Origin of the sequence: Mesorhizobium sp. M1A.F.Ca.IN.020.03.2.1 (assembly GCF_004023205.1) — a bacterium.
Classification (GTDB): domain Bacteria; phylum Pseudomonadota; class Alphaproteobacteria; order Rhizobiales; family Rhizobiaceae; genus Mesorhizobium.
Map to the genome: position 1 here is coordinate 2,277 of NZ_RZSV01000012.1, position 19,153 is coordinate 21,429.

At 57.8% G+C, this 19,153-nt stretch carries 12 protein-coding genes and 4 pseudogenes; 12 read left to right on the plus strand and 4 right to left on the minus strand.

What is annotated here, in order from left to right:
* Positions 1-481, plus strand: a 481-nt coding sequence (locus EOA79_RS03805; protein WP_206639228.1) for an HlyD family efflux transporter periplasmic adaptor subunit, incomplete at its 5' end; no start/stop codon positions are given.
* Positions 482-760: 279 nt separating this feature from the next.
* On the opposite strand, the pseudogene EOA79_RS03810 reads toward EOA79_RS03805, so the two are convergent.
* Positions 761-889: pseudogene (locus EOA79_RS03810) on the minus strand (IS5/IS1182 family transposase); the annotation flags it as partial.
* 321 nt (positions 890-1,210) lie between these two features.
* On the opposite strand from EOA79_RS03810, the gene EOA79_RS03815 reads away from it, so the two are divergent.
* Entirely contained in the window at positions 1,211-2,554 is a 1,344-nt protein-coding gene (locus tag EOA79_RS03815; protein WP_127215540.1) for an MATE family efflux transporter, read from the plus strand.
* A gap of 375 nt (positions 2,555-2,929) precedes the next feature.
* Complete coding sequence (locus EOA79_RS03820; RefSeq protein ID WP_245489837.1) at positions 2,930-3,127, plus strand: hypothetical protein; 198 nt, start codon at positions 2,930-2,932, stop codon at positions 3,125-3,127.
* 188 nt (positions 3,128-3,315) lie between these two features.
* Here EOA79_RS03820 and EOA79_RS03825 read toward each other — a convergent pair whose 3' ends face one another.
* From EOA79_RS03825 to EOA79_RS03840, 3 genes and pseudogenes are all read right to left on the minus strand, one after another.
* A complete protein-coding gene (locus EOA79_RS03825) occupies positions 3,316-4,527 on the minus strand; it encodes an acetyl-CoA carboxylase biotin carboxylase subunit family protein (RefSeq protein WP_127215539.1) in 1,212 nt (403 codons plus the stop codon).
* A 483-nt stretch (positions 4,528-5,010) separates the two neighbouring features.
* Entirely contained in the window at positions 5,011-5,676 is a 666-nt protein-coding gene (locus EOA79_RS03830) for a hypothetical protein (RefSeq protein ID WP_127215538.1), read from the minus strand.
* A 1,151-nt stretch (positions 5,677-6,827) separates the two neighbouring features.
* Positions 6,828-7,205 (minus strand): annotated as a pseudogene (locus EOA79_RS03840) (site-specific integrase); the annotation flags it as partial.
* Between the two features lie 884 nt (positions 7,206-8,089).
* Between EOA79_RS03840 and EOA79_RS03845 the strand changes: the two are divergent.
* From EOA79_RS03845 to EOA79_RS03890, 9 genes and pseudogenes are all read left to right on the plus strand, one after another.
* On the plus strand, positions 8,090-9,415 hold the full coding sequence (locus tag EOA79_RS03845; protein ID WP_127215537.1) for a serine hydrolase: 1,326 nt from the start codon (positions 8,090-8,092) through the stop codon (positions 9,413-9,415).
* Positions 9,416-9,642: 227 nt separating this feature from the next.
* Positions 9,643-10,471: pseudogene (locus tag EOA79_RS03850) on the plus strand (MFS transporter); the annotation flags it as partial.
* On the plus strand, positions 10,456-10,614 hold the full coding sequence (locus EOA79_RS33415) for an MFS transporter (RefSeq protein ID WP_245457060.1): 159 nt from the start codon (positions 10,456-10,458) through the stop codon (positions 10,612-10,614). The pseudogene EOA79_RS03850 and the gene EOA79_RS33415, both read left to right, overlap by 16 nt.
* 202 nt (positions 10,615-10,816) lie before the next feature.
* Positions 10,817-11,128 (plus strand): annotated as a pseudogene (locus EOA79_RS32625) (MFS transporter).
* Between the two features lie 1,861 nt (positions 11,129-12,989).
* Positions 12,990-14,243, plus strand: a complete 1,254-nt coding sequence (locus EOA79_RS03870) for a methylaspartate ammonia-lyase (RefSeq protein ID WP_127215533.1) — start codon at positions 12,990-12,992, stop codon at positions 14,241-14,243.
* Positions 14,244-14,258: 15 nt separating this feature from the next.
* Complete coding sequence (locus tag EOA79_RS03875; RefSeq protein ID WP_127215532.1) at positions 14,259-15,410, plus strand: CaiB/BaiF CoA-transferase family protein; 1,152 nt, start codon at positions 14,259-14,261, stop codon at positions 15,408-15,410.
* A gap of 135 nt (positions 15,411-15,545) precedes the next feature.
* A complete protein-coding gene (locus tag EOA79_RS03880; protein ID WP_127215531.1) occupies positions 15,546-16,457 on the plus strand; it encodes a CoA ester lyase in 912 nt (303 codons plus the stop codon).
* Between the two features lie 133 nt (positions 16,458-16,590).
* On the plus strand, positions 16,591-17,517 hold the full coding sequence (locus EOA79_RS03885) for a LysR family transcriptional regulator (protein ID WP_128292872.1): 927 nt from the start codon (positions 16,591-16,593) through the stop codon (positions 17,515-17,517).
* A 196-nt stretch (positions 17,518-17,713) separates the two neighbouring features.
* Positions 17,714-19,147: an NAD-dependent succinate-semialdehyde dehydrogenase gene (locus EOA79_RS03890; RefSeq protein ID WP_127217280.1), complete on the plus strand. Its 1,434-nt coding sequence runs from the start codon at positions 17,714-17,716 to the stop codon at positions 19,145-19,147.
* Positions 19,148-19,153: the final 6 nt, after the last annotated feature.

Consider the following 19,153-nt stretch of genomic DNA (forward strand, 5'->3'; position numbering starts at 1 on the left):
CCGCCGCGAGGCCTATCTCGACAAGATCGCCACCGAGCTGGTCGAGATCGACCGCTCGATCGGCGTGCTGCAGCAGGACCTAGCCAAGGCCGAGCTGTTCGAGCGCGCCAGCCTGCTCAAATCGCCGGTAGCCGGCCGCGTGCAGCAAGTGGAGGTCAACACACCGGGCGAAGTGGTGCAGACCGGCCAGCGGCTGATGGTGATCGTGCCGGATGGCACGGCGCTCGAAAGCGAGGCGATGCTGCTAAACCGCGACAAGGGTTTTGTGCACGAAGGGCAGGATGTTCGGGTCAAGCTCGAAGCTTTCCCCTTCACCAAATACGGCACTTTGAAGGGCAAGGTTCTGACTGTGTCCAACGACGCCATCCCTTCCGGCGCGCCGCAGGCGCCAGCGGCCGGGGAAGAAGCTGCGCGCGATGCCGCCGGTGTTTCCTGTGCGCATGACGCTCAACGAAAGCTTGATCCGTGTCGAGGGCAATGATGTCGTTTTGACGGCCCGGCATGTCGGTGACGGCGGACATCAGGACCGGGAACCGCCGGGTGATCGAGTTCCTGCTCGATCCGCTGATGGAGATGACGGATGAGGCGTTTCATGAACGATGAAACACACGCAAGAGAGTATTACGTCACTTTGAGTCAATACATCGCGCTGAAGGACGTCCTAACATGAGCTGGACTCAGGTAACTCATAGTTCATCCGCAAGTGGCGTTGGTGCATTGAACCGGACTTTGAGCGGATGGCGATTTTTGAACCGGCAGACTACGCCGCTGCCTTGCGGCGGGCGGATTTCGGGCGCGCGCAGGCAAGCATATGGTTGAGGACGGCGCAGTTGATGGCGCTTTCGGTCTGCTGAACGGGAAGCGACCGTGCCCGCAAACGCCGCCCGATTTCATCCGGCCGCCTCTTGCCGATTGCGGCGATATAGGCAAGTGGACGTCGCAAGGACTGATCGCGACCGGCCGCATCCAGAGCAGGGCTTTTCCCACCTGTCTCGGCATTCTGTCTCTGACCCAAGTGCCCGTCCTCGTTTCAAGAAACCTTCAAATAAATTTGCGGGATCTTTGCAGCGGCCAATCGCCGACAATCGTACGTTCACCTCGTGTCAGAGGTCAGGCGCGGCCAAAAAAGCCCGAGATTGGTCGCGAGTCGGCGCTTTATGCCACACCGCCGGTAATCAAAACCCTGCAATCGATCCAACAGGAGCCGAACATGGAACAGAAAGCGCCAATCCGAGGCTCCAGGCCGTTCCGGGTAACCAATCGGCAGGTTCTGGCAATCGCCATTCCGATGACACTCGCATACCTCACGACGCCGCTGCTCGGCCTCGTCGATACGGCCGTAGTCGGCCGATTCGGCGATGCAGCTTTGGTTGGAGGTGTTGCATCCGGGGCGGTGCTCTTCGACATCGTCTTCGCAACCTTCAGTTTCTTGCGCTCCGGTACGACCGCGCTAGTCGCCCAGGCTTTCGGGAGGAACGACGCTCTAGAAGAGAGGGCGGTCTTCTGGCGGGCGTTTGTCATCGCCGCGATTTCCGGTATGGCCCTGGTCTTGTTTTCGCCGTTGATTGCCGCGGTTGGTGAATGGTTCATGAACGCGGGACAGCCTGTGACTGCCGCGATGGATCTCTACATCCGCATCCGCCTTATTGCGGCGTCTGCCGCCCTGATTAACTATACCGTTCTCGGTTATTTCCTAGGTCGCGGCAATTCAGCCCTCGGACTTCTCCTGCAACTTCTCCTGAACGGGACGAATGTCGCGCTCTCTATCTTTCTAGGTCTTTGTCTCGGATGGGGTGTTGCAGGCGTCGCCTGGGGAACCGTCTTCAGCCAGGCCATTGCCATGATCGCCGGGATGATAATCCTCCTCGGGCGCTTTCGTGCGATGCCGAAAATGTCGCGCCAGCACATGTTCAACATGATGGCAATATGGCGGATACTTCAACTCAGCGGTAACATTATAACTCCTTCCTGCATGGTCGCGGGAGTCTACATGCTGTTCACGAGGCAGGGCGCCCAGCTTGGTACGTTGACCCTCGCCGCGAATGCGGTGCTGATGCATATATTCCTGGTGTCGGGCTATTTGCTTGACGGGTTTGGCGGGGCCGCCGAACAGCTCGCCGGGCGGGCCGTTGGCGCATGTTATCAGCCGGCTTTCTCGCGAGCCGTCAGGCTGACTGCGGGCTGGGGATTCGCGCTCGCGGGCCTTGCGAGCCTTGTGATCTTCGCATTCGGCGAACAGCTCATTGGCGCCATAACAAAGGCAGCGGACGTGCGAGCCGAGGCGGCTCTCTATCTTCCTTGGGCGGCCTTCGCGGCACCCTGCGGCGTGCTGGCCGTCCAGATGACCGGCATCTTCGTGGGCGCAACTTGGTGGCTCGACGTGCGCAATATGATCCTCATATCCTTCGCAGCCTTTATCGCTGCTTTGTTCGCATTCGGCCAGATGTTCGGCAACCACGGCCTCTGGGCTGCTTTTTACAGTTTTCAGCTCGTGCGAGGAATAGGCCTGTTGCTGGTCCTGCGTCGCCGCGCCTACACCGCTTTCGCGCAATGACCAGTTGATATGCCGTCGGTCACTTCGGGAGCTGTTGGCTTTGTCACGAGCCTTCGATCCGGCCAGTTAGGTGACACGCGCCATCGGGGGCACTGATTTTTCGGTTAGTAACCGGTATGATCATGACGGTGCCATCCGATCCCCCTCTGGAGATGAGCGATTTTCGGCGTCTGGTGCGACCATCCGGGACAGGGGCACCGGGAGCACGCCAAGTGCGGGTAGGCCGATGTATTCGATGAGCTGCGGGCTCGCGCTAGTAGCTGGCCGCCCCTGCGACCTGCCCGGTTGCGCCGAGAGCGCGGATCCGTAGGTGTCGCGTCGCCCGCCGGCTCCCGACTGTTTGAGGAGAGGAAGCCGATGAGACGTGTGATTGGAATGGACATCCACCGCACCTTTGCGGACGTGGTGGTTTGGCAAAACGGCCGGCTGCGCCATCACGGACGGGTCGACATGACCCGCTCGGGACTGGAAGGCTTCGGCCGCAGTTTGCGACGGACGGATGAGGTTGTCGTCGAGGCTACGGGCAATGCCATCCGCAATTACCTGATCGGCGTGGCAATGTGCCGTCCCTGATGAAACGGCGGTTCAAGGCCCCGATCTCGTCGCTCAATCCCGATGGCGCCGCCCGCCCGCCGGAAAACAATGCCTTCCTGCGGTACAGAGAATGGTATCGGAGCAAAAAGGGACCGGACTCTAATCGCCGCGGATGAAAGCTATGTGGGTCATCCCAACCCGCAACTTGGGTCTGTATCGCTTGGCAGTTAAAACGGTGTGATCGACCAATCGATCAAGTCGACGGCGTGCTGAAGTATCTCCTGGGTCCGAGAAAGGCTGGGTGAAGCGGCGATGACATATCCGAGACTGTCTGTGTAATCGCCTCTCCTGACGATCGGGGTCTTGGGTTGAATATGAAATTTCACGTCGGCGATACCTGGCACTGCAGCCGCCCGATCGCCGCCGTCGATCCAATCGAGGGTGCCATCGCAATCAGGAATTAGGTGCCGCACAGCCGCCGTGTTTGAATGCCTTCTGCGCAAATCCCATTCCTCGCCGATGACAAGCTTGATGTGCTCGGTGATGAGGTTGACACCGTAAGACAGCTGAACCAGCCGAGGGCTGGCCCCACCGGCAAGTCGCGGATTGACTTCAATCACCACTGGTCCACGCTTCGTCCACCGGAATTCGATGCTCGTTGGCCCCCAGCTAAGGCCGAGAGCTTGCAAACAGCACAGCGAAATATCGGCGATGTGCTCATACTCGTCATCAGTTAGGGGGGCCGGAAAAATCGTTTCATGAAAGACGAAATGCGGAGGTGGGCCGAAGTCAGCGGCACCAATCGCAATGACTTCATTTCCCATTATATTAGCGCTATAAAAAGGGCCCTGTGCGAATTCTTCTGTTAGTATCTTCGGCGCAGACCTCCATATGTGCTTCCCATCCAACAGGAAGGTCGAATGTTCGGCCAACTCGTCGAGAGTGCGGCACAACCGGACACCGCTGCTGCCGCTGCCTACGGCTGGCTTAACAATCATCGGCAGGCCGATCTCCGCGGCAGAGTTTTCTACATCCGTCGCATTCGTTGCCAAGCGATAAGCAGGTATTGGAACACCAGCCTCCGCGAGGAGCTCACGTTGAGTGAATTTGTCGTAGCACCGTTCGATCGACGCGGGGTTTGGACCCGGTAGATCGAAATACCGACAGAGCTCGCCGACCGTCGCATAAACAGACTCGTCGAGACCCGAAAAGCCAGTAATGCCAGCAATGTCATAGGTCGCACGCAGCCGGGAACATTCGTGGATCAGCGCATCGAGATTGTCTGTATCGACACGGATTGCTTCCGCCGTAAGATAATCGTGCTGAGTTGGATCAGCCGACAGGGTAATTGGATAAAGGCCAAGACGCTGGGCAGCTTTCACGTATAGCAGACCAATACTCCTATGGCCTTCAACCAGGATGAGCGCTCTTCTTGCCATTGGCTGTGCCCTCCGTTGCATGCTGTGTGGCGGCTGAGGCGTGAACAGGGCACCAGCTTTTTTAGCCGTGTCTGACCCTAGACTTTGCAGTGAAGATATCACTCTAACCGGGCTGCGGCCGCAAAGATTCTGTAAATTTAATTGAAGGACCTGTTACAACGTTTCGCCGTCTCTGACCGTTATGTGTCCCGCCGTCATTGAGAACGGTTGGATCAACAGGCTGCGGGCACATAATCGTTCCTGGACAGATAAACTGGGTAAGCACTCAATTTTTTGCACCTAGACTAAGACTAGATGGGGCAACGGGCCTCTGGCGTCCGGCCTGGCCTGTTAGGGCCGAACGTCCATACAGCGCTGTCTGCTGGCAGGGCGTCCGGCGCTATGCAAATCCTGGGTGGAGCGAGCCTGTCCGCATAGTTCGGCGATATAAAACGGCAAGCTCAACGACATCGATCCGCAGGCTTGGCTCGCCGACGTCTTGCCCTACCGGATGCCCCTACCAAGGGCGTTCGCACACGCCGTGAAAAACAAGCGAAGCCACTCCATGGATTTTGCGACGCGCAGCAGCGCGGCCGCGCGCCGCTCCAAAACCCTTTTCTCGACAAAAGTCCAGGAGAGATACGCAGCTGCGCCTGAAGAGAGGACGGCATAGACGATGTTCAAAAGCCAGAATGTGCCCCCTGGAAGCAATTGAAAGGCTGCCTGTTGGAAGGGGTAGCCGTAGAGGTAGATGCCATATGAATAGTCGGCGCCGCGTACCAGAAGCATTCGCCTCGGATTGAGTAGCCCGATGTATGCTGTTGAGTAGGCGACGAATGGTGTCGCGAGGTAAAACGTCGCCGCGAAGTAGAAGAACACTAAGGACAGCGTGAAGCTCAGAACGAACAGCGGAAGCGAGAACGGCAATGTCTTCCGGACGAGATAGATTGCCGCTCCGAATAGAAACGATAGGATTAGCACTCCGCCTGGGTGGTTGCCGCCAAGGATAAAGAAACTAGTGAAGGCTCCCTTTGCGGAAAGCGCGAGCATAGCAACGATGGCTGCGCTCGTGAAAAGGATTGGTCTCTTGGCGAGACCAGCTATTCCCAAAGCTGCAATTGCAATATAGCAATCCAGTTCAAAGGGAACAGTCCAAAGTGATCCGTTCACACGGTTCGGGGGAGATCGTTCTCGAAGACACCGGGAAGGTCAAAGTGCACCCACCCTACTATATTGCCGAGGTAGCGCCAGAATTCTGGATGGGAAAAATAATCCCTTAGAGAGAGCGACGTTAAGAGCGTGCCCAAGAACAGGGCGGAAATTAGCACTTCAACGCAGAGGGCTGGAAAAATTCGGATAAATCTGAGGGTCAGAAACGCTGGAATGGTGTTACGTTCCAGGCTTCCGGCGACTAGGAATCCACTCAGGGCAAAGAAGCTTGGAACGATAAAATAGAACATTGGGTGCAGCGGACCACGCCACAGCCATATGACCAAAGATGCATGCCATCCGTAGCATATGTCTATGCTATGGGTCAACAAGACGCCAATTGAAAGAAATAACCGAAGATAATCAAAGCCGGATGGCCGATTCTCCGCTCGGATCAACTGGTCTGAGATCATCCTATTGCCGAACGGAAAAGCATTCATCTGATCATAACTCCCCAATGCGTGTCGGTGTAGGCAACCTCGGTAGTTGTTTGCCGAGTAGGAGGGGACGTGCCTTGCCTCCCTGCCAATGAGGAAGTTCCCAAAAACCGTGCCAACTGCGTAGAAAGCGGTCAGAAATGATTTTCTGCATACAAGGCAACGGCTTAAATGAGCGTGCGGCAGGGTGCAGGCCGAACATCACCGCGTCGTGAACTCGACAAACCCCACAGTTGTTGTTTCCTGGGTCGCGGTCGAGGAGCTCGGCTTTCACCATCACAGATCCGGGCGGGCGGATTTCCCGCATCAAATGTGCTCGACACATTTCACACATTGGACTAACCCGCTCCGCAATTGCGGAGCGGGTTAGTCCAATGCCTCTAATTCCGAGCTCGAATTAACGCCATAGTTTTCCAGTTCACCGCCTCCTCTCCTGGTATCGCCAAGGCGCCGACGTCCAACGGCTTCTGCCCAAGCTCTCCACCTACCTTGGCCACAACATCTCGGGCACGCAGCGATACGTAACCCTAACCCCGGACCTTCTGCGTGAGGCCAGCGCGCGCTTCGAGCATTACGCCATGGAGATGCCCAATGCAGACGAGGCGCTCCTTGGCCCTAGACCCGGCGGTTCCTACTCGAACACGTGGTTGCCGAACGCAATCTCGCCCGCAGCACCCAGCAGGTTACCGCGACGGCTGTTTGAGGTCGAGGACGCAACCGAGGAACCGCTGAACTTCGTCGGGACTGAGGACGATCGGCAGCTTCTGTGGCTTCTTGGGAAGCGGCAGGACCTCTTCACGCCCAATCCCTTTCGAGCGTCACCTTGTAAAGAAACCGCAGCGCCGCAATGGCGGTGTGGATCGAGCCGGGCGACAGCTTATTCTCGTTGGTGTGATAGACCTGATAGGTCCGAATGTCCTCGCGCCCGAGCAAGTCCGGCGACTTGCGAAGTCACACGCAACAGCGACACCTGCTGAAGGTACGAAAGTTGGGTGTTGAGCGCGAAGTTGCGCACCCATGTCTTCGCTCATGCGCTGGCGAAGTTGGGGTCATGACAAGCTCCTTTGTCCGATGGAGGGGGCTGCAAGCAGCCACACCATGCTGATGCAGTCGGAGCTCGTTGTGGACACATGACCAGCGCGACAGACTGACCGATCAAGACCACGCCGGCGGCACTCACCCTCCTTGCCGCTCCGCATTCGCGGAGTGGGTTAGTCCAATTACGGAAATCGACAGGCCGCGTGGCGACCCTTTACCGCTCCCGACGGCACGAACACGGACTGTGCCTTCACTGCCTGATGACGGCGGCAATCGTAGCGGCGTCCGCGCCGGACGCGATCATGCGAATCTGTTCACATGCTCGTCTGGGGCCGACCACAGCGCCAAAGCTCTGTCGGAACCCCACGTGAATGGTATCTTTTGGCCGCTTTAAATGGTGTGAACATCGGCGACGAAAGGGTTGCGGCCGTGAACGCATGGGGCTCTGTAGTCGGTCAAATAGGTTTCATCATGCCTCGTTCGTGTGCAGCGTTTTATTATTTTCTTCCTGTTTTTGTCGGGTGGCGTTCTGTACGCGCTGCACAGACAGCCAAAAGTTTGCACTTGCGCCTAAACTGGAAATGTTATAGTTCATTCAATTATTGACCCAATTCAATGGGGAAGGGTCCGCGCGTCGCACATCGCAGAATGGGTGGCGTTCACTATGTTTCAGTTGGACTTGCGATCCCTAACTCAACCCACTCACTTCTGTAATCATCGCGATGTAATGCCGGTCGAAAAAGCACCGCAAGTATTTCCTTGAACAGAATACCTACGCCGGCTCGCTGCTGTTAGGGCGGAGATGGCGAAGCGTAATGTGTGCTCTGATCGTACCGAAAATCCACACATAACCTATCTCACCGGGTCCACAGCCAGATCCTTCGATAATAGACGCCTTATTGTTTTGGCGCACCAAGAACAACCGGCGTTCAGCGCCGCGCAAAGCGGACCTGATTCGGGTGAGACCGGAATTACAGGGCTACCGCCGACGTCGCATCCTCAGACAGGTCGCCGACCGTACGAGGCAATTGGGACTTAATTTTCAGTTTAGAATGGCTCCCCCTATGACAGTACCCTCGATCGCCAATCCGGACCTCGTCACCCTGTTCAACAACAAGCCGCGCTGGAACGTGCCCGACCACCGCCGCAGTTGTTTTCACAACCTCCACACCACGATGCGCTATGGCTTTTCAATACGCGCGCCCTCCTTCTTGCCACTCAGGAAGGAGGTCGACTGGACCATCGGCGACCGGCCAGACGTCGCACGCCATCTCGCTATGCCACATTTTTCGGCCTTCATTGTGGTGCGAGACGATCGCATCCTCTACGAAGCCTATGCGCCTGACTTCGGCCCCCAGAAACCGCATCCAATCATGTCCATTACTAAGACGACGCTCAACCTGATGCTCGGCCGCGCGGTAGCCGACGGTCTTGTCAATCTTGACGAGCGAGTAGGCGCATACCTGTCAGAGATCGGTACGGGCTATGCCGAGGCGACCGTCAAAGCGGTCGCCGACATGGATGTCGCCAACGACTTCATCGAAGGCTACACCAACCCGAACTCGTCGGCCTACAACTGGGAGTCCGCTGTCGGCTGGCGCCTTCCGCTGAATGGTAAGAAGGAAGGGACGATCCGATCCTACATCTGCGGCATCACCGGCGGTGACTTGACGAATCGCATGGGAGAGGCGCTCTACAAGTCTACCAACACCGATGTGCTCGGCTGGATCATTGAACGTGTCAGCGGCCGGTCTTTGCGCGACTTGCTGATCGAGATCGTCGAGGCTGCGGGCCTTGAGGGGTGCTTCCATATCAGTTGCGACCGCGAAGGCGTGCCGCTGGTCAGCGGCGGTGGTTGCCTCTCTGCCCGCGATCTCGCGCGCTACGGCCTGCTTTTCGCGCGCAAGGGCGAAGGCATCGACGGCCGCCGTGTGGGCGATGCCACCTTCATCGAAGAGACGCGCCGTAATCCCGGTCCTGCCCTGCAGAAACCGCGCGACTGGATGCGCTATAGCGGCCAAACGAATACCGACGGGACGTGGCTCGGCCACGGCGGTTACGGCGGCCAGTATATGCTGGCGAATCCTGACACCTGCACCGTCGTCGTTTACTTCAGCGTGCTTGAGAACGCGAGCGCTTTAGACGACGAGTTCATGGCCAATCTGGTGAAGATGATGGCCGAGATCGCTGCGCAGTCACGAGCAGACCCGGGGGGGCTCTCATGATCATCATGAATGTCGTGAAGCTTATCCCCTCTTCTTTTTGATTGGCGTGGGGTGGTCGAGGTGATCTTCGATATCCCGGCAAGGGGATACTTGTAACGCTATGCAGGGATGCGGGTAGGCCATTGCGACTTTGCCCGCGTGGCTTGAACCACACGGAAATCAGTAGCGCGGAATCAGATATCCTGCGGCTTCGCAGTAATGGAGTTGGAGACTTGAAAGTCACAGAACTGCAGCGCAAAGATCCAGCCCAACCAACCCCATCGACTTTCGCTCCGCCGCGAACCGCGGCATTCGGTGCGATCTGGGGCTCCACTCAGGTTGCCAACCTTGGATGGCTCGTGCAAACGGTCGCCATCAGTTTGGCTCATGGCCACGATTTCGGCTTCCGATCTGATGGGTGCGCTGGTGCAGGCTTCGACAACATTACCGGCGTTCATCCTTTCGATCATTGCGGGAGCCATTGCCGATAATTTCAGCCGCCATCGGTGATGATCGCTGGCCTGTCGATGGTCGCGCTCGCATCGATTGTGTTGGCAATGGCGGCTGGCTTCGGTTTTGTCAGTCCGTGGCTCATCCTTGGACTCGGCTTCCTGGCCGAACCCTCAACGCACCGTAGGACCGGCGCTGGGCGGCGCAATCCTGGCGTTTTTCAGTCCGTTCGCCGCTTTCGTCTTTACGGCGTTCAGCAATCTGTCGCCTCTTGGCGCGGTATGGCGCAACAAATGGCACGTGCGTTCCTCTCCGCTGCCTCGTGAGCGGATGATGACGGCCATCCACGACGGACTGCGCTTCACTGCCCTCTCTTTCGACATCAGGGCCGTACTCATCCGTGCGACGCACTTTGGCCTTGCCGCCATCTCCATTCTCGCGCTTCAGCCACTCGTCGCCCGCGACCGTTTGGCGGGCGGACCGATCGTCTATGGTGTTCTGTTCGCTGGATTCGGCACTGGCGCGTGCATCGCCGGACTAAGCAATCGTGTCTTGCGGAAATTGTTGCCCCAGGAATGGCTGATGGCAATTGCTTCGATTGCTTGCGCGATATGCTGCGTCTCGATACCCTCCTCAATGTCGGGTTCAACACGGTTCGTAGTGTCGGTCCCGCGCTTGGCGGGACTATTGTCGCCGCGTTTGGGCCGCCCGTTACTTTCGCGCTGACCACGCTTGGCTTTGTCGCCCCCATCACCGCCTTGGCGCCATAACTGGAATGTTCGAACCTCATCGCTCCGCGCGAAGTGCTCAGGATGGCCATCCACGACGGTCTGCGCTTCACCGCGATACCTCGGAAATCGAGTCTACGATTGTGCGCGGGACGCTGTTCGGGTTTGCAGCCACCTCCACTCTGGCGCTGCTGCCACTCGTAGCCACCTCGTGAAAGGCGGACCGATCCGCTTCGGCATCATGATGGGCGGCTTTGGCGCTGGTGCTCTTCTGGCCGGGCTCATGAACCCGCGGCTCGGGCGAACGCTCAATCAGGAATCGCTCGTGGTGCTTGCCTGCATCGCTTGCGCGATATGCCAGTTCTCCCTTTCCCTTACGTCTTCGCTCGCCATCGCAACGTTCAGCCTTGCCGCCGGAGGCGCGGGCTGAGTAACGGCATGGTCGGGGCTTGGCGTCGATGTGCAAATGGCAAGTCCGCGCTGGATCGTCGGACGCACGATCTCGATCTATAGCGCCTTCACCTATGGCGGGATCGCCGCGGGCAGTCGGCTTTGAGGTCCCGGTAGGGACGATGGTTACCCATCGCCCCCCGGCCAGATCCGTACGTGCGGCACTTGTGCTGGAACACATTTGATGCGGGAAATCCGCCGCCCGGAATCTGTGAGGGCGAAAGCCGAATGGCTGAACTACTCGACCGCGACCGACTAGGCCTGTCACCCGGCCGATGACATCCCTGAACATGGGGCGCTCGGACAGCACATTGTTCATCGGTCTTTGCGCCGGGCGGCTGAGGACTCAGAACACCGGTAAAGCGCGTCCTCGTTCTTGATAGACTTTGTTCTAAAGCGGCGCCTGAGCACCGCTCATAAACCTCGCCGCTTTTTGTAATGCCAGTTCAGAAAGTGACGCAGTTTGGCGCAAAACCATCACATGATCCATGCGAATGGTTAGGCTGGTCTCCAGTTCGAGAACGTGAATGACCGTCCGGCGCGACCGACCAGAGAATCGGCGAGAGCGAGTCTGCTGGTCTGGCCAAACCTGAAACCTGTGCCTGAAGCCGTTATTCAGGACGAACTAAAGAGGTAATACGCAATGATCGGTTCCTACCCTGCCAGCGGCAAGCCATGGCCCTCCTCGGTGAAACCGATGTTGGCTTTTCACGGTGCCCCTCTTGGAATAATTCTGACCGACCGTATGCCTAACCTGGCATCCGCCCTTACATTCCCGGGATGACTGGCAATGCGACAACTTGGAGCGTCCCGTTGCGCTACAAAACTGTGTCCGGACTCAACGATGAGGTGATCTTTGGGTCCGACGCGGACAACGGCCGCTGTGGTGCAGACGGCTCGCGAGCTCGTGAGTGAAGGTGCTCAATTAATCACCGCCAACTGTGGGTACGCAATTCGTTTCCAGCAAGGCGGTGGACGTGCCGGTGTTCCTGTCCAGCCTTCTACTCGCTCCGTTTCTAGAAAAGATGCTTCCTGCAAACAAGGCGCTCGGCATCATTGTGGCAACCAAGTCAGCACTCACTGAGGACACGTTGGTTGCGACCCGATATCGGCCCTAGGATTGTCATCGCCGGACTTGAGGACCCCCCAGTGTTTGGGCATTGTTGTGTTACAGCGACGACAGATTTGGACGTCGCCGGTAGCCAGGCGGACGTGGTTAATGCCGCGGTTGCGCTACAAACGGAGCGTCCCGACATTGGGATGTTGCTGCTGGAGTGCGGCGATCTGCCGCCTTACGCCCACGCCGTTTCAGCAGGCGACCCAAATACCAGTCTTTGCTTTACTTCAATGGTTCAGTTTTTCGTCGAGGGGTTGGTGCGCTATCCGTTCACGGGCCTCCTTTAAAGGCGTCGACGTCGCGTGGGCACCGTGGCCTGGCTGCGGTGCTCACATTGAGCCTGAACTTTGTCCATGGGTACTTCGGCGGAAGCGCCGCGCAGTGTGTCTTCGGACACCTCGAACGAGTGCGACTTCCGAATTGGGCGGAGCGGGCGTCGCGGCGAGCCTCCGGAATGGAACGAACTTTCGGGTCAATGAGAGCTCGGAGTTCATCTTCGCGACATGCAAACTCTAAGCGGATTCGAGGGAATTATGAGGCGGACCACACTCCACGCAGCAACTGACCTGAGTGAGCTTGCGACCATGGGAATCTTCCGCCAATAAGACATGCCAGTCACGCTCACGGGACGGAAGCTTCGTCTCGGCTCAAACGATCCGTGTTCAGATTGGTCTCCGCATGGAGGTTAGTGCGACGGCAATTTCAGTATGGCAGGCACCGGCCATCTCAAAACGCGATGGTACTGCCCGCGACATTATATTGGCGAACGCAATGCCAAGTGGCGCATACTTAGCGCCGCGGATCGAACTGCATCCGCCGTCAACGTCGTCCGATGAATAGAGCGAATAAAGTGCAGATCAAAGACGTTCTTGTCGCGCCTGGCAATGGCGCATTTTTCTATGACGATCAGGCCGCCATTCGGTCCGGCGCGGTGCAGGACGGCTTTTTGTATGTCGGCGAACCGATAACGCCTGGTTTCGATTTCATTCGGCATCCAGCATCGTCGCTCAGCATTGGGCTTGTCCTGTCCGATGACAGTGTTGTCTGGGGCGACATGATGGGCGTCCAATACTCTGGTGCTGGCGGACGCGATTCGCTGTTCGACGCCGATCAAATTTGCGATTTGACGTCACGCGTCGTTGCACCGCGGCTTCTCGATGTTGATGCGTCTCGCTACCTGGAAGCATGCGCCCACGTATTCGAACCTCACGAACATAAACGGCTGCCCCTCGCGGTTGAGTATGGCGTCAGCCAAGCGTTGCTCCGAGCGGTGGCCCAACTTCGTCGAAAGACGATGGCAGAGGTCATATGTGCCGAATTTAATTTGCCGCTCCCGACGCGAAGGGTCCCGATTTACTGCCAAAGCGGCGATGCTCGCGAAATTAACGTGGACAAGATGATTCTGAAGGCGGTGGATGTGCTTCCCCACGGGCTAATCAACTCACGGCAGAAATTCGGTGACGGCGGCCAGACCTTCATGGAGTTCGTGACGTGGGTTGCAACGCGTACGCGGCAAATCGGCCGCCCGGGTTATCACCCGGTGCTGCATTTTGATGTGTATGGTTGGATCGGTCAGGAGATCGGCCTGGAGCCGCAACGGATCGCCGATTTTATCTGCAGGGTTGTCGATACCGTTCCGGATTTTACGATCAACATCGAGTCCCCGGCGGACTTTGGTTCGACGCAAGCTCAAATTGAGAACTACGCCAAGATCGTATCCATTTTGGACAGCCGAAATTCCAGTGCTGGAATTGTCGTCGATGAGAGGTGCAACACGCTTGATGATATTCGGCTCTTTGCCGAAGCGAGAGCCGCGCATCTCATTCAAATCAAGACGCCCGATGTTGGCTCATTGGCTGACACGGCGCGTGCCGTGCTCCTGTGCAAAGAGAACGGGGTAGGTGCGTATGTCGGGGGTAGCTGCACCGAGACTGATCTCTCTGCCCGGACATCGGTCCACATATCGGTGGCGACTCAGGCCGACATGATGCTTGCAAAGCCTGGAATGGGCGTCGACGAGGCATTCTCGATCGTTGGGAATGAACAGAACCGGTTGCTGGCGATGCTGAATCGTCGTCGGGCTCAAAACGAAAATGTTGGATGACTAGCGCGGTGTGCCATGCAGAACTGCCTTGAGGGGATCACCGTCGTTGCTGTGGAGCAGGCCGTTGCTGCACCATATGCATCGTCTCGCCTTGCGGATGCTGGCGCCCGGGTGATCAAGGTTGAGAGGCCTGAGGGAGACTTCGCGCGGAATTACGATAAGTTGGTGCGGGGACAAAGCGCCTATTTCGTCTGGCTGAACCGGGGTAAGGAGTCCGTTTGCCTGGACTTGAGGTTGGAGGCGGACCGTGCCGTGCTGGACTCTCTTGTTGCTGCCGCCGACGTCTTTATCCAGAATCTGAAGCCGGGCAGCATCGAGAAACTGGGCTTCGGGTCTGCCGATGTTCGCCGACGCTTTCCGCGGCTGATAACCTGCGACATTTCAGGCTTTGGGGAGGGGGGCGCATTTTCCCATCTCAAGGCCTATGATCTCATCGTCCAAGCCGAAACTGGTCTGTGTGCGATCACCGGTACGCAACAGGGCCCCGCCAGGGTAGGGGTGTCGGTTTGCGATATCTCGGCAGGTATGACAGCACATAGCGCCATACTCCAGGCGCTGTATCATCGCGAGGTCACTGGCAAGGGGGCTAGCATTAAGGTGTCCCTGTTCGATGCCGTCGCAGACTGGATGAATGTGCCGGTTCTTCAGCACGACTACAGCAGTTATCAGACGGTACGCGCGGGCGTCAAACACCCCTCACTGGCGCCGTATGGCGCGTATCGCTGCTCCGATGGCAAAGAGGTCATCTTCTCCGTCCAGAATGACCGGGAATGGGTGAATTTCTGCGAGCTATTCCTAAAGCAGCCTGAGCTCACTCGCGCACTTGGTTTCGCCGACAACATGGAGCGCCTGGGTCACCGTGAGCAACTTGATGAGATCGTTGAAAGACGGTTTTCCGAACTGTCCAGTCACGAAGCAATGCAGGAGCTTGAGGCGGCCGGTTTGGCGTATGGGCGACTGAACGAAGTGGCGGATATTTCAAGGCATCCTCACGTTCGCAGGGTTGAGGTTGGCACCCCTGAAGGAACTGTAGAGACCATAGCTCCGGCAGCGATCTTCAACTCTGAGCGCCTCTCGCTCCGCCCAGTTCCGGCTCTTGGTGCGCATACGGAGGCTGTCCGCGAGGAGGTTCGGGCAGGCTTGGGCGCAAACGCCGCGTCAGCATGAGCGTGCCTGTTGTCGGGCAAGGGACGCGATCCCGATCTACAGAGTACGTGCCAACTCCTGGTCCCTCCCAGAGCCACGGCCGGCCAGCAAGCTCACTGACACCGCCCGCGCTAAAATGACCGCAGAGGCGACATTATGAAGCACACCGTCCCGGCCCTTGACAGCCCGATTTCTGTTCCCCGCTGGAGATCTCTGCTCTTCGTTCCTTCTCATGTTCCGCGTTTTGTGGGGGCCGCTCATGAGCGCGGGGCAGATGGCATCATACTCGACCTCGAGGACTCCGTTCCCCAGGATCAAAAAGATGAGTCACGAAGGCAGCTTTCTGCGTCCGTGACAAAGGTGGGCCGCAAGGGCGCATATGTTTTAGTTCGCGTGAATCGTGGTTTGCGCGCCTTGGCGGCAGATCTCGATTCAGCCGTGATTGCGGGTGTTGATGCACTTGTTCTTCCGAAGACGGCTTCGGCAGAGTGGGTATCAGAGATCGCGAATGCGGTTTCGGAACTTGAACGAGAAAGAAATCTTGCCCAGGGACGCATTCGATTCGTTGCCCAAATAGAGACTCCTGGCGCATTGCAAAGTCTCTCAGCCATTGCGTCGGCCCATCCCAGGATGATTGCAATGGCCCTTGGCCCTGAAGACTTCAGTGCCTCTGTTGGCGGAGCCCCGGAACTCGACCTTCTTTTGACACCGAACCTTTCTGTCCTGTTTGCCGCTCGCGCCGCAGGCTTGCTACCGCTTGGCTTCGTAGGAAGTATCGGCGAGTTCTCAGACAATGATAGACTTCGTGAAGCCGCGGCGCATGCGCGGCGGCTTGGCTTTGCCGGAGCTTTAGCGATCCATCCAAACCAGGTTGCGATATTCAATGAGGCTTTTTCGCCAAGCCCACAGGAACTCGAATGGGCCCGTCGTGTCCTCGCGGCGGAAAAAGATGCGACGGCGCAAGGCAGAGGCGCGTTCGCATTGGACGGAAAGATGGTCGATCCACCGGTTATTCGAAGGGCCCGAGAAATCATCGCGACGGATCCGGGCGCCGAGTTGGCCGTTTGAGTCCTCAGCGGGTTGATCAACAAGACTGGGACGACGACAGCAAGCGTCAGCAGCTCGGCACAATTATTGCTGTCGCGCCATCACATTTCAAGATAGATTACGTCAATTGCAGTCCGCCCTCGGAAGAGTACCCGTGGAAATCAGGCAGTTAAGATACTTCGTTGGCGTGGTCGAAGCAGGCAGTTTCACGAAGGCCGCTGGCTTTCTGAATGTCGCCCAGAGTGCGCTGAGCCTGCATGTGCGTCAACTGGAGGAAGGCTTCGGCACTCAGCTGCTGATACGCGACAGGACCGGCGTGAGCGTGACGGCGTCAGGAGCCAAACTGCTCGAGCGGGCGCGGGCGATTCTCAAAGAAATTCGACTTACCGAGGTGGAATTGACCAACACGGCCGCTTCCCCTGCCGGGGAGGTGACTATTGGCATTCCGTCTGGAGCTGCTCGCGTCCTGAGCGGTCCGCTGCTTGAGGCGGTGAGAAACGAACTGCCCAAGGTTTCCCTCAAGATGGTCGAGGGCATGACGGGACCGTTGGAGGAGTGGATGGCCGCTGGACGCTTCAATCTGGCGGTTCTGTACCGCACCGCAGACAGTGTGGGGCGAATGACGGTGCTAGCGCGCGAAGACCTTTGTCTGGTGGTTCCGTCCGGCGAGCCACCGTTTGAAGATGCGATATCTCTGGCCGACCTGCATGCATTCCCCCTGGCGGTTCCCATGCGCAACAACAATGTCAGGCGTTCGGTGGCTGATGTCGTCGCACAACACGGTTGCGCGCTGGACGTCAAGTTTGAAGTGGACTCCCTCTCAACGATCATCAACATGGTCGTAGAGGGAAAAGCGCATTCTATTCTCGCCCCGTCTGCGGTTCAGAAAGAAGCCTCCCAAGGGCTGGTCCGGACTGTCAAGATCGTCGATCCGGTGATTACCCGCTCCGTGGTGCTTGCTGTAAATCCGAAAGATGAGCGTTCTGCGGCCGTTTCTGCGGTCCGCAAGCTCATTCCGAAGGTCGCCAGAGAATTGATTGAAACCCGGGACTGGGCAGCGGTGGCGCCTGAGGCGACCTGACAACCTAACCTGTAAAGCTGGGCATAATCTTTTGCGGCCATCAGGACCAGCCCGATCTGGATTCCAGATGGATTTCGGCAATATTCGATATTTGACCCGCCGCGACCATCGCGATGAAACTGGCTCAAGCGAGTTCAGCAGTTTCGATATCGAAACTGCGCTCGTATGGCAAGAATTCAGTCAAGTGGAGCCCGCGATGTCCGACGCCAAGAGTTACGAGCTCTTCATTAACGGCAAATGGCGAGCCGGTGGTAGCCGAGCCACTTTGCCGGTGATCAACCCGGCGACGGAGAAGGTATTTGCCTCAGTGGCCTCGGCTACGGTTTCAGACTTGGATGAAGCTCTTGCTTCGGCAGAACGCAGCCGTAAGGCATGGTCCTCACGACCCGCCAAGGAGCGTGGCGAGATCCTCGTCTCTGCCGCCAGCATTCTGGCAGAGAAAGCTGGCGCCGCAGCCAGGGACCTGTCGTCCGAACAGGGAAAGACGATTGCCGAAGCGACAGGAGAATACGCGCGCGCAGTCGAAACGCTGGAATGGAATGGCCGGCATGCCGATGAGTTGTCGGCCCCGATTCCATTGGGCTCGAACAGGATGATAGCCCCGGAGCCGCTCGGTGTCGTCGCTGCATTTACGCCATGGAACTATCCGGCCGTTCTTATCGCCCGCAAGCTCGCCCCCGCGCTGGCGGCAGGCTGCCCGGTGATCCTCAAAGGGGCCGAGGAGACGCCAAGCGTGGCTGTCCATATCGTGGAATCTTTGCGTCAAGCAGGGATACCGGAAGGCGTGGTCAACCTGGTCTTCGGTGTTCCTGTGCATATATCGCGACATCTGCTCAGTTCGCCAGTTGTGAAAGTCTTGACGTTCACGGGGTCGACCGCTGTTGGAAAACAGCTGGCCACGCTCGCCGCGAAGAATTTGCAGCGCTGCATTTTTGAACTCGGGGGACATTCCCCGGTCATTGTGTGCGAAGATGCGGATCTGGCAAAGGCGATACCGGCTATTTCGGAATACAAATTCGAGTGCGCGGGCCAGAGTTGTAATGCGCCCAGCAGGATTTTTGTCGCCCGATCCCGCTATGAGGAATTCCTGTTCCGGATGACGGAGGCGGTCCGAAAAATCAGGATCGGTCCACCGGATGACCCTGCAACGCAAATGGGGCCAATGGCAAACGCGCGGCGAATAGAGGCCATGCAGCGCCTGACCAAGGATGCGGTAGAAGGCGGCGCCCGCATCGAGACCGGTGGCGTCCCCCTTGACCGACCGGGGTTTTACTGGCCGCCAACCATCCTGACGGGCGTACCGAAGGAAGCGAGAGTGCTTCATGAAGAGCCGTTCGGACCGATCCTCACTGTGGCTCCTTTCGATACGATCGAAGAGGCGATCGATGAAGCCAACGCCACGGAGTACGGTCTGGCCGCCTACTTGTTTACTGGCGCGGCCGATACGCAACAGAGGCTTGTGAGCGGTCTTTCTGCGGGCGCTGTTAGTGTGAATTACCTGAAAGGGGTTTCCGCTGATGCCCCTTATGGAGGAGTCAAGCAAAGCGGCTATGGATATGAAGGCGGCGAGCCGGGGGTGCGAAGCTTCCAGATTCTGAAAATGGTCAATGGCCTCGGTTCATTTGGATAAAATCCG

Excerpts from the sequence above, each read along its gene's own strand:
- EOA79_RS03890 (WP_127217280.1), top strand. The coding sequence starts at position 17,714 with ATGTCCGACGCCAAGAGTTACGAGCTCTTCATTAACGGCAAATGGCGA.
- EOA79_RS03880 (WP_127215531.1), top strand. The coding sequence starts at position 15,546 with ATGAAGCACACCGTCCCGGCCCTTGACAGCCCGATTTCTGTTCCCCGC.
- EOA79_RS03815 (WP_127215540.1), top strand. The coding sequence starts at position 1,211 with ATGGAACAGAAAGCGCCAATCCGAGGCTCCAGGCCGTTCCGGGTAACC.
- EOA79_RS03825 (WP_127215539.1), bottom strand. The coding sequence starts at position 4,527 with ATGGCAAGAAGAGCGCTCATCCTGGTTGAAGGCCATAGGAGTATTGGT.
- EOA79_RS03875 (WP_127215532.1), top strand. The coding sequence starts at position 14,259 with ATGCAGAACTGCCTTGAGGGGATCACCGTCGTTGCTGTGGAGCAGGCC.
- EOA79_RS03820 (WP_245489837.1), top strand. The coding sequence starts at position 2,930 with ATGGACATCCACCGCACCTTTGCGGACGTGGTGGTTTGGCAAAACGGC.
- EOA79_RS33415 (WP_245457060.1), top strand. The coding sequence starts at position 10,456 with ATGCTGCGTCTCGATACCCTCCTCAATGTCGGGTTCAACACGGTTCGT.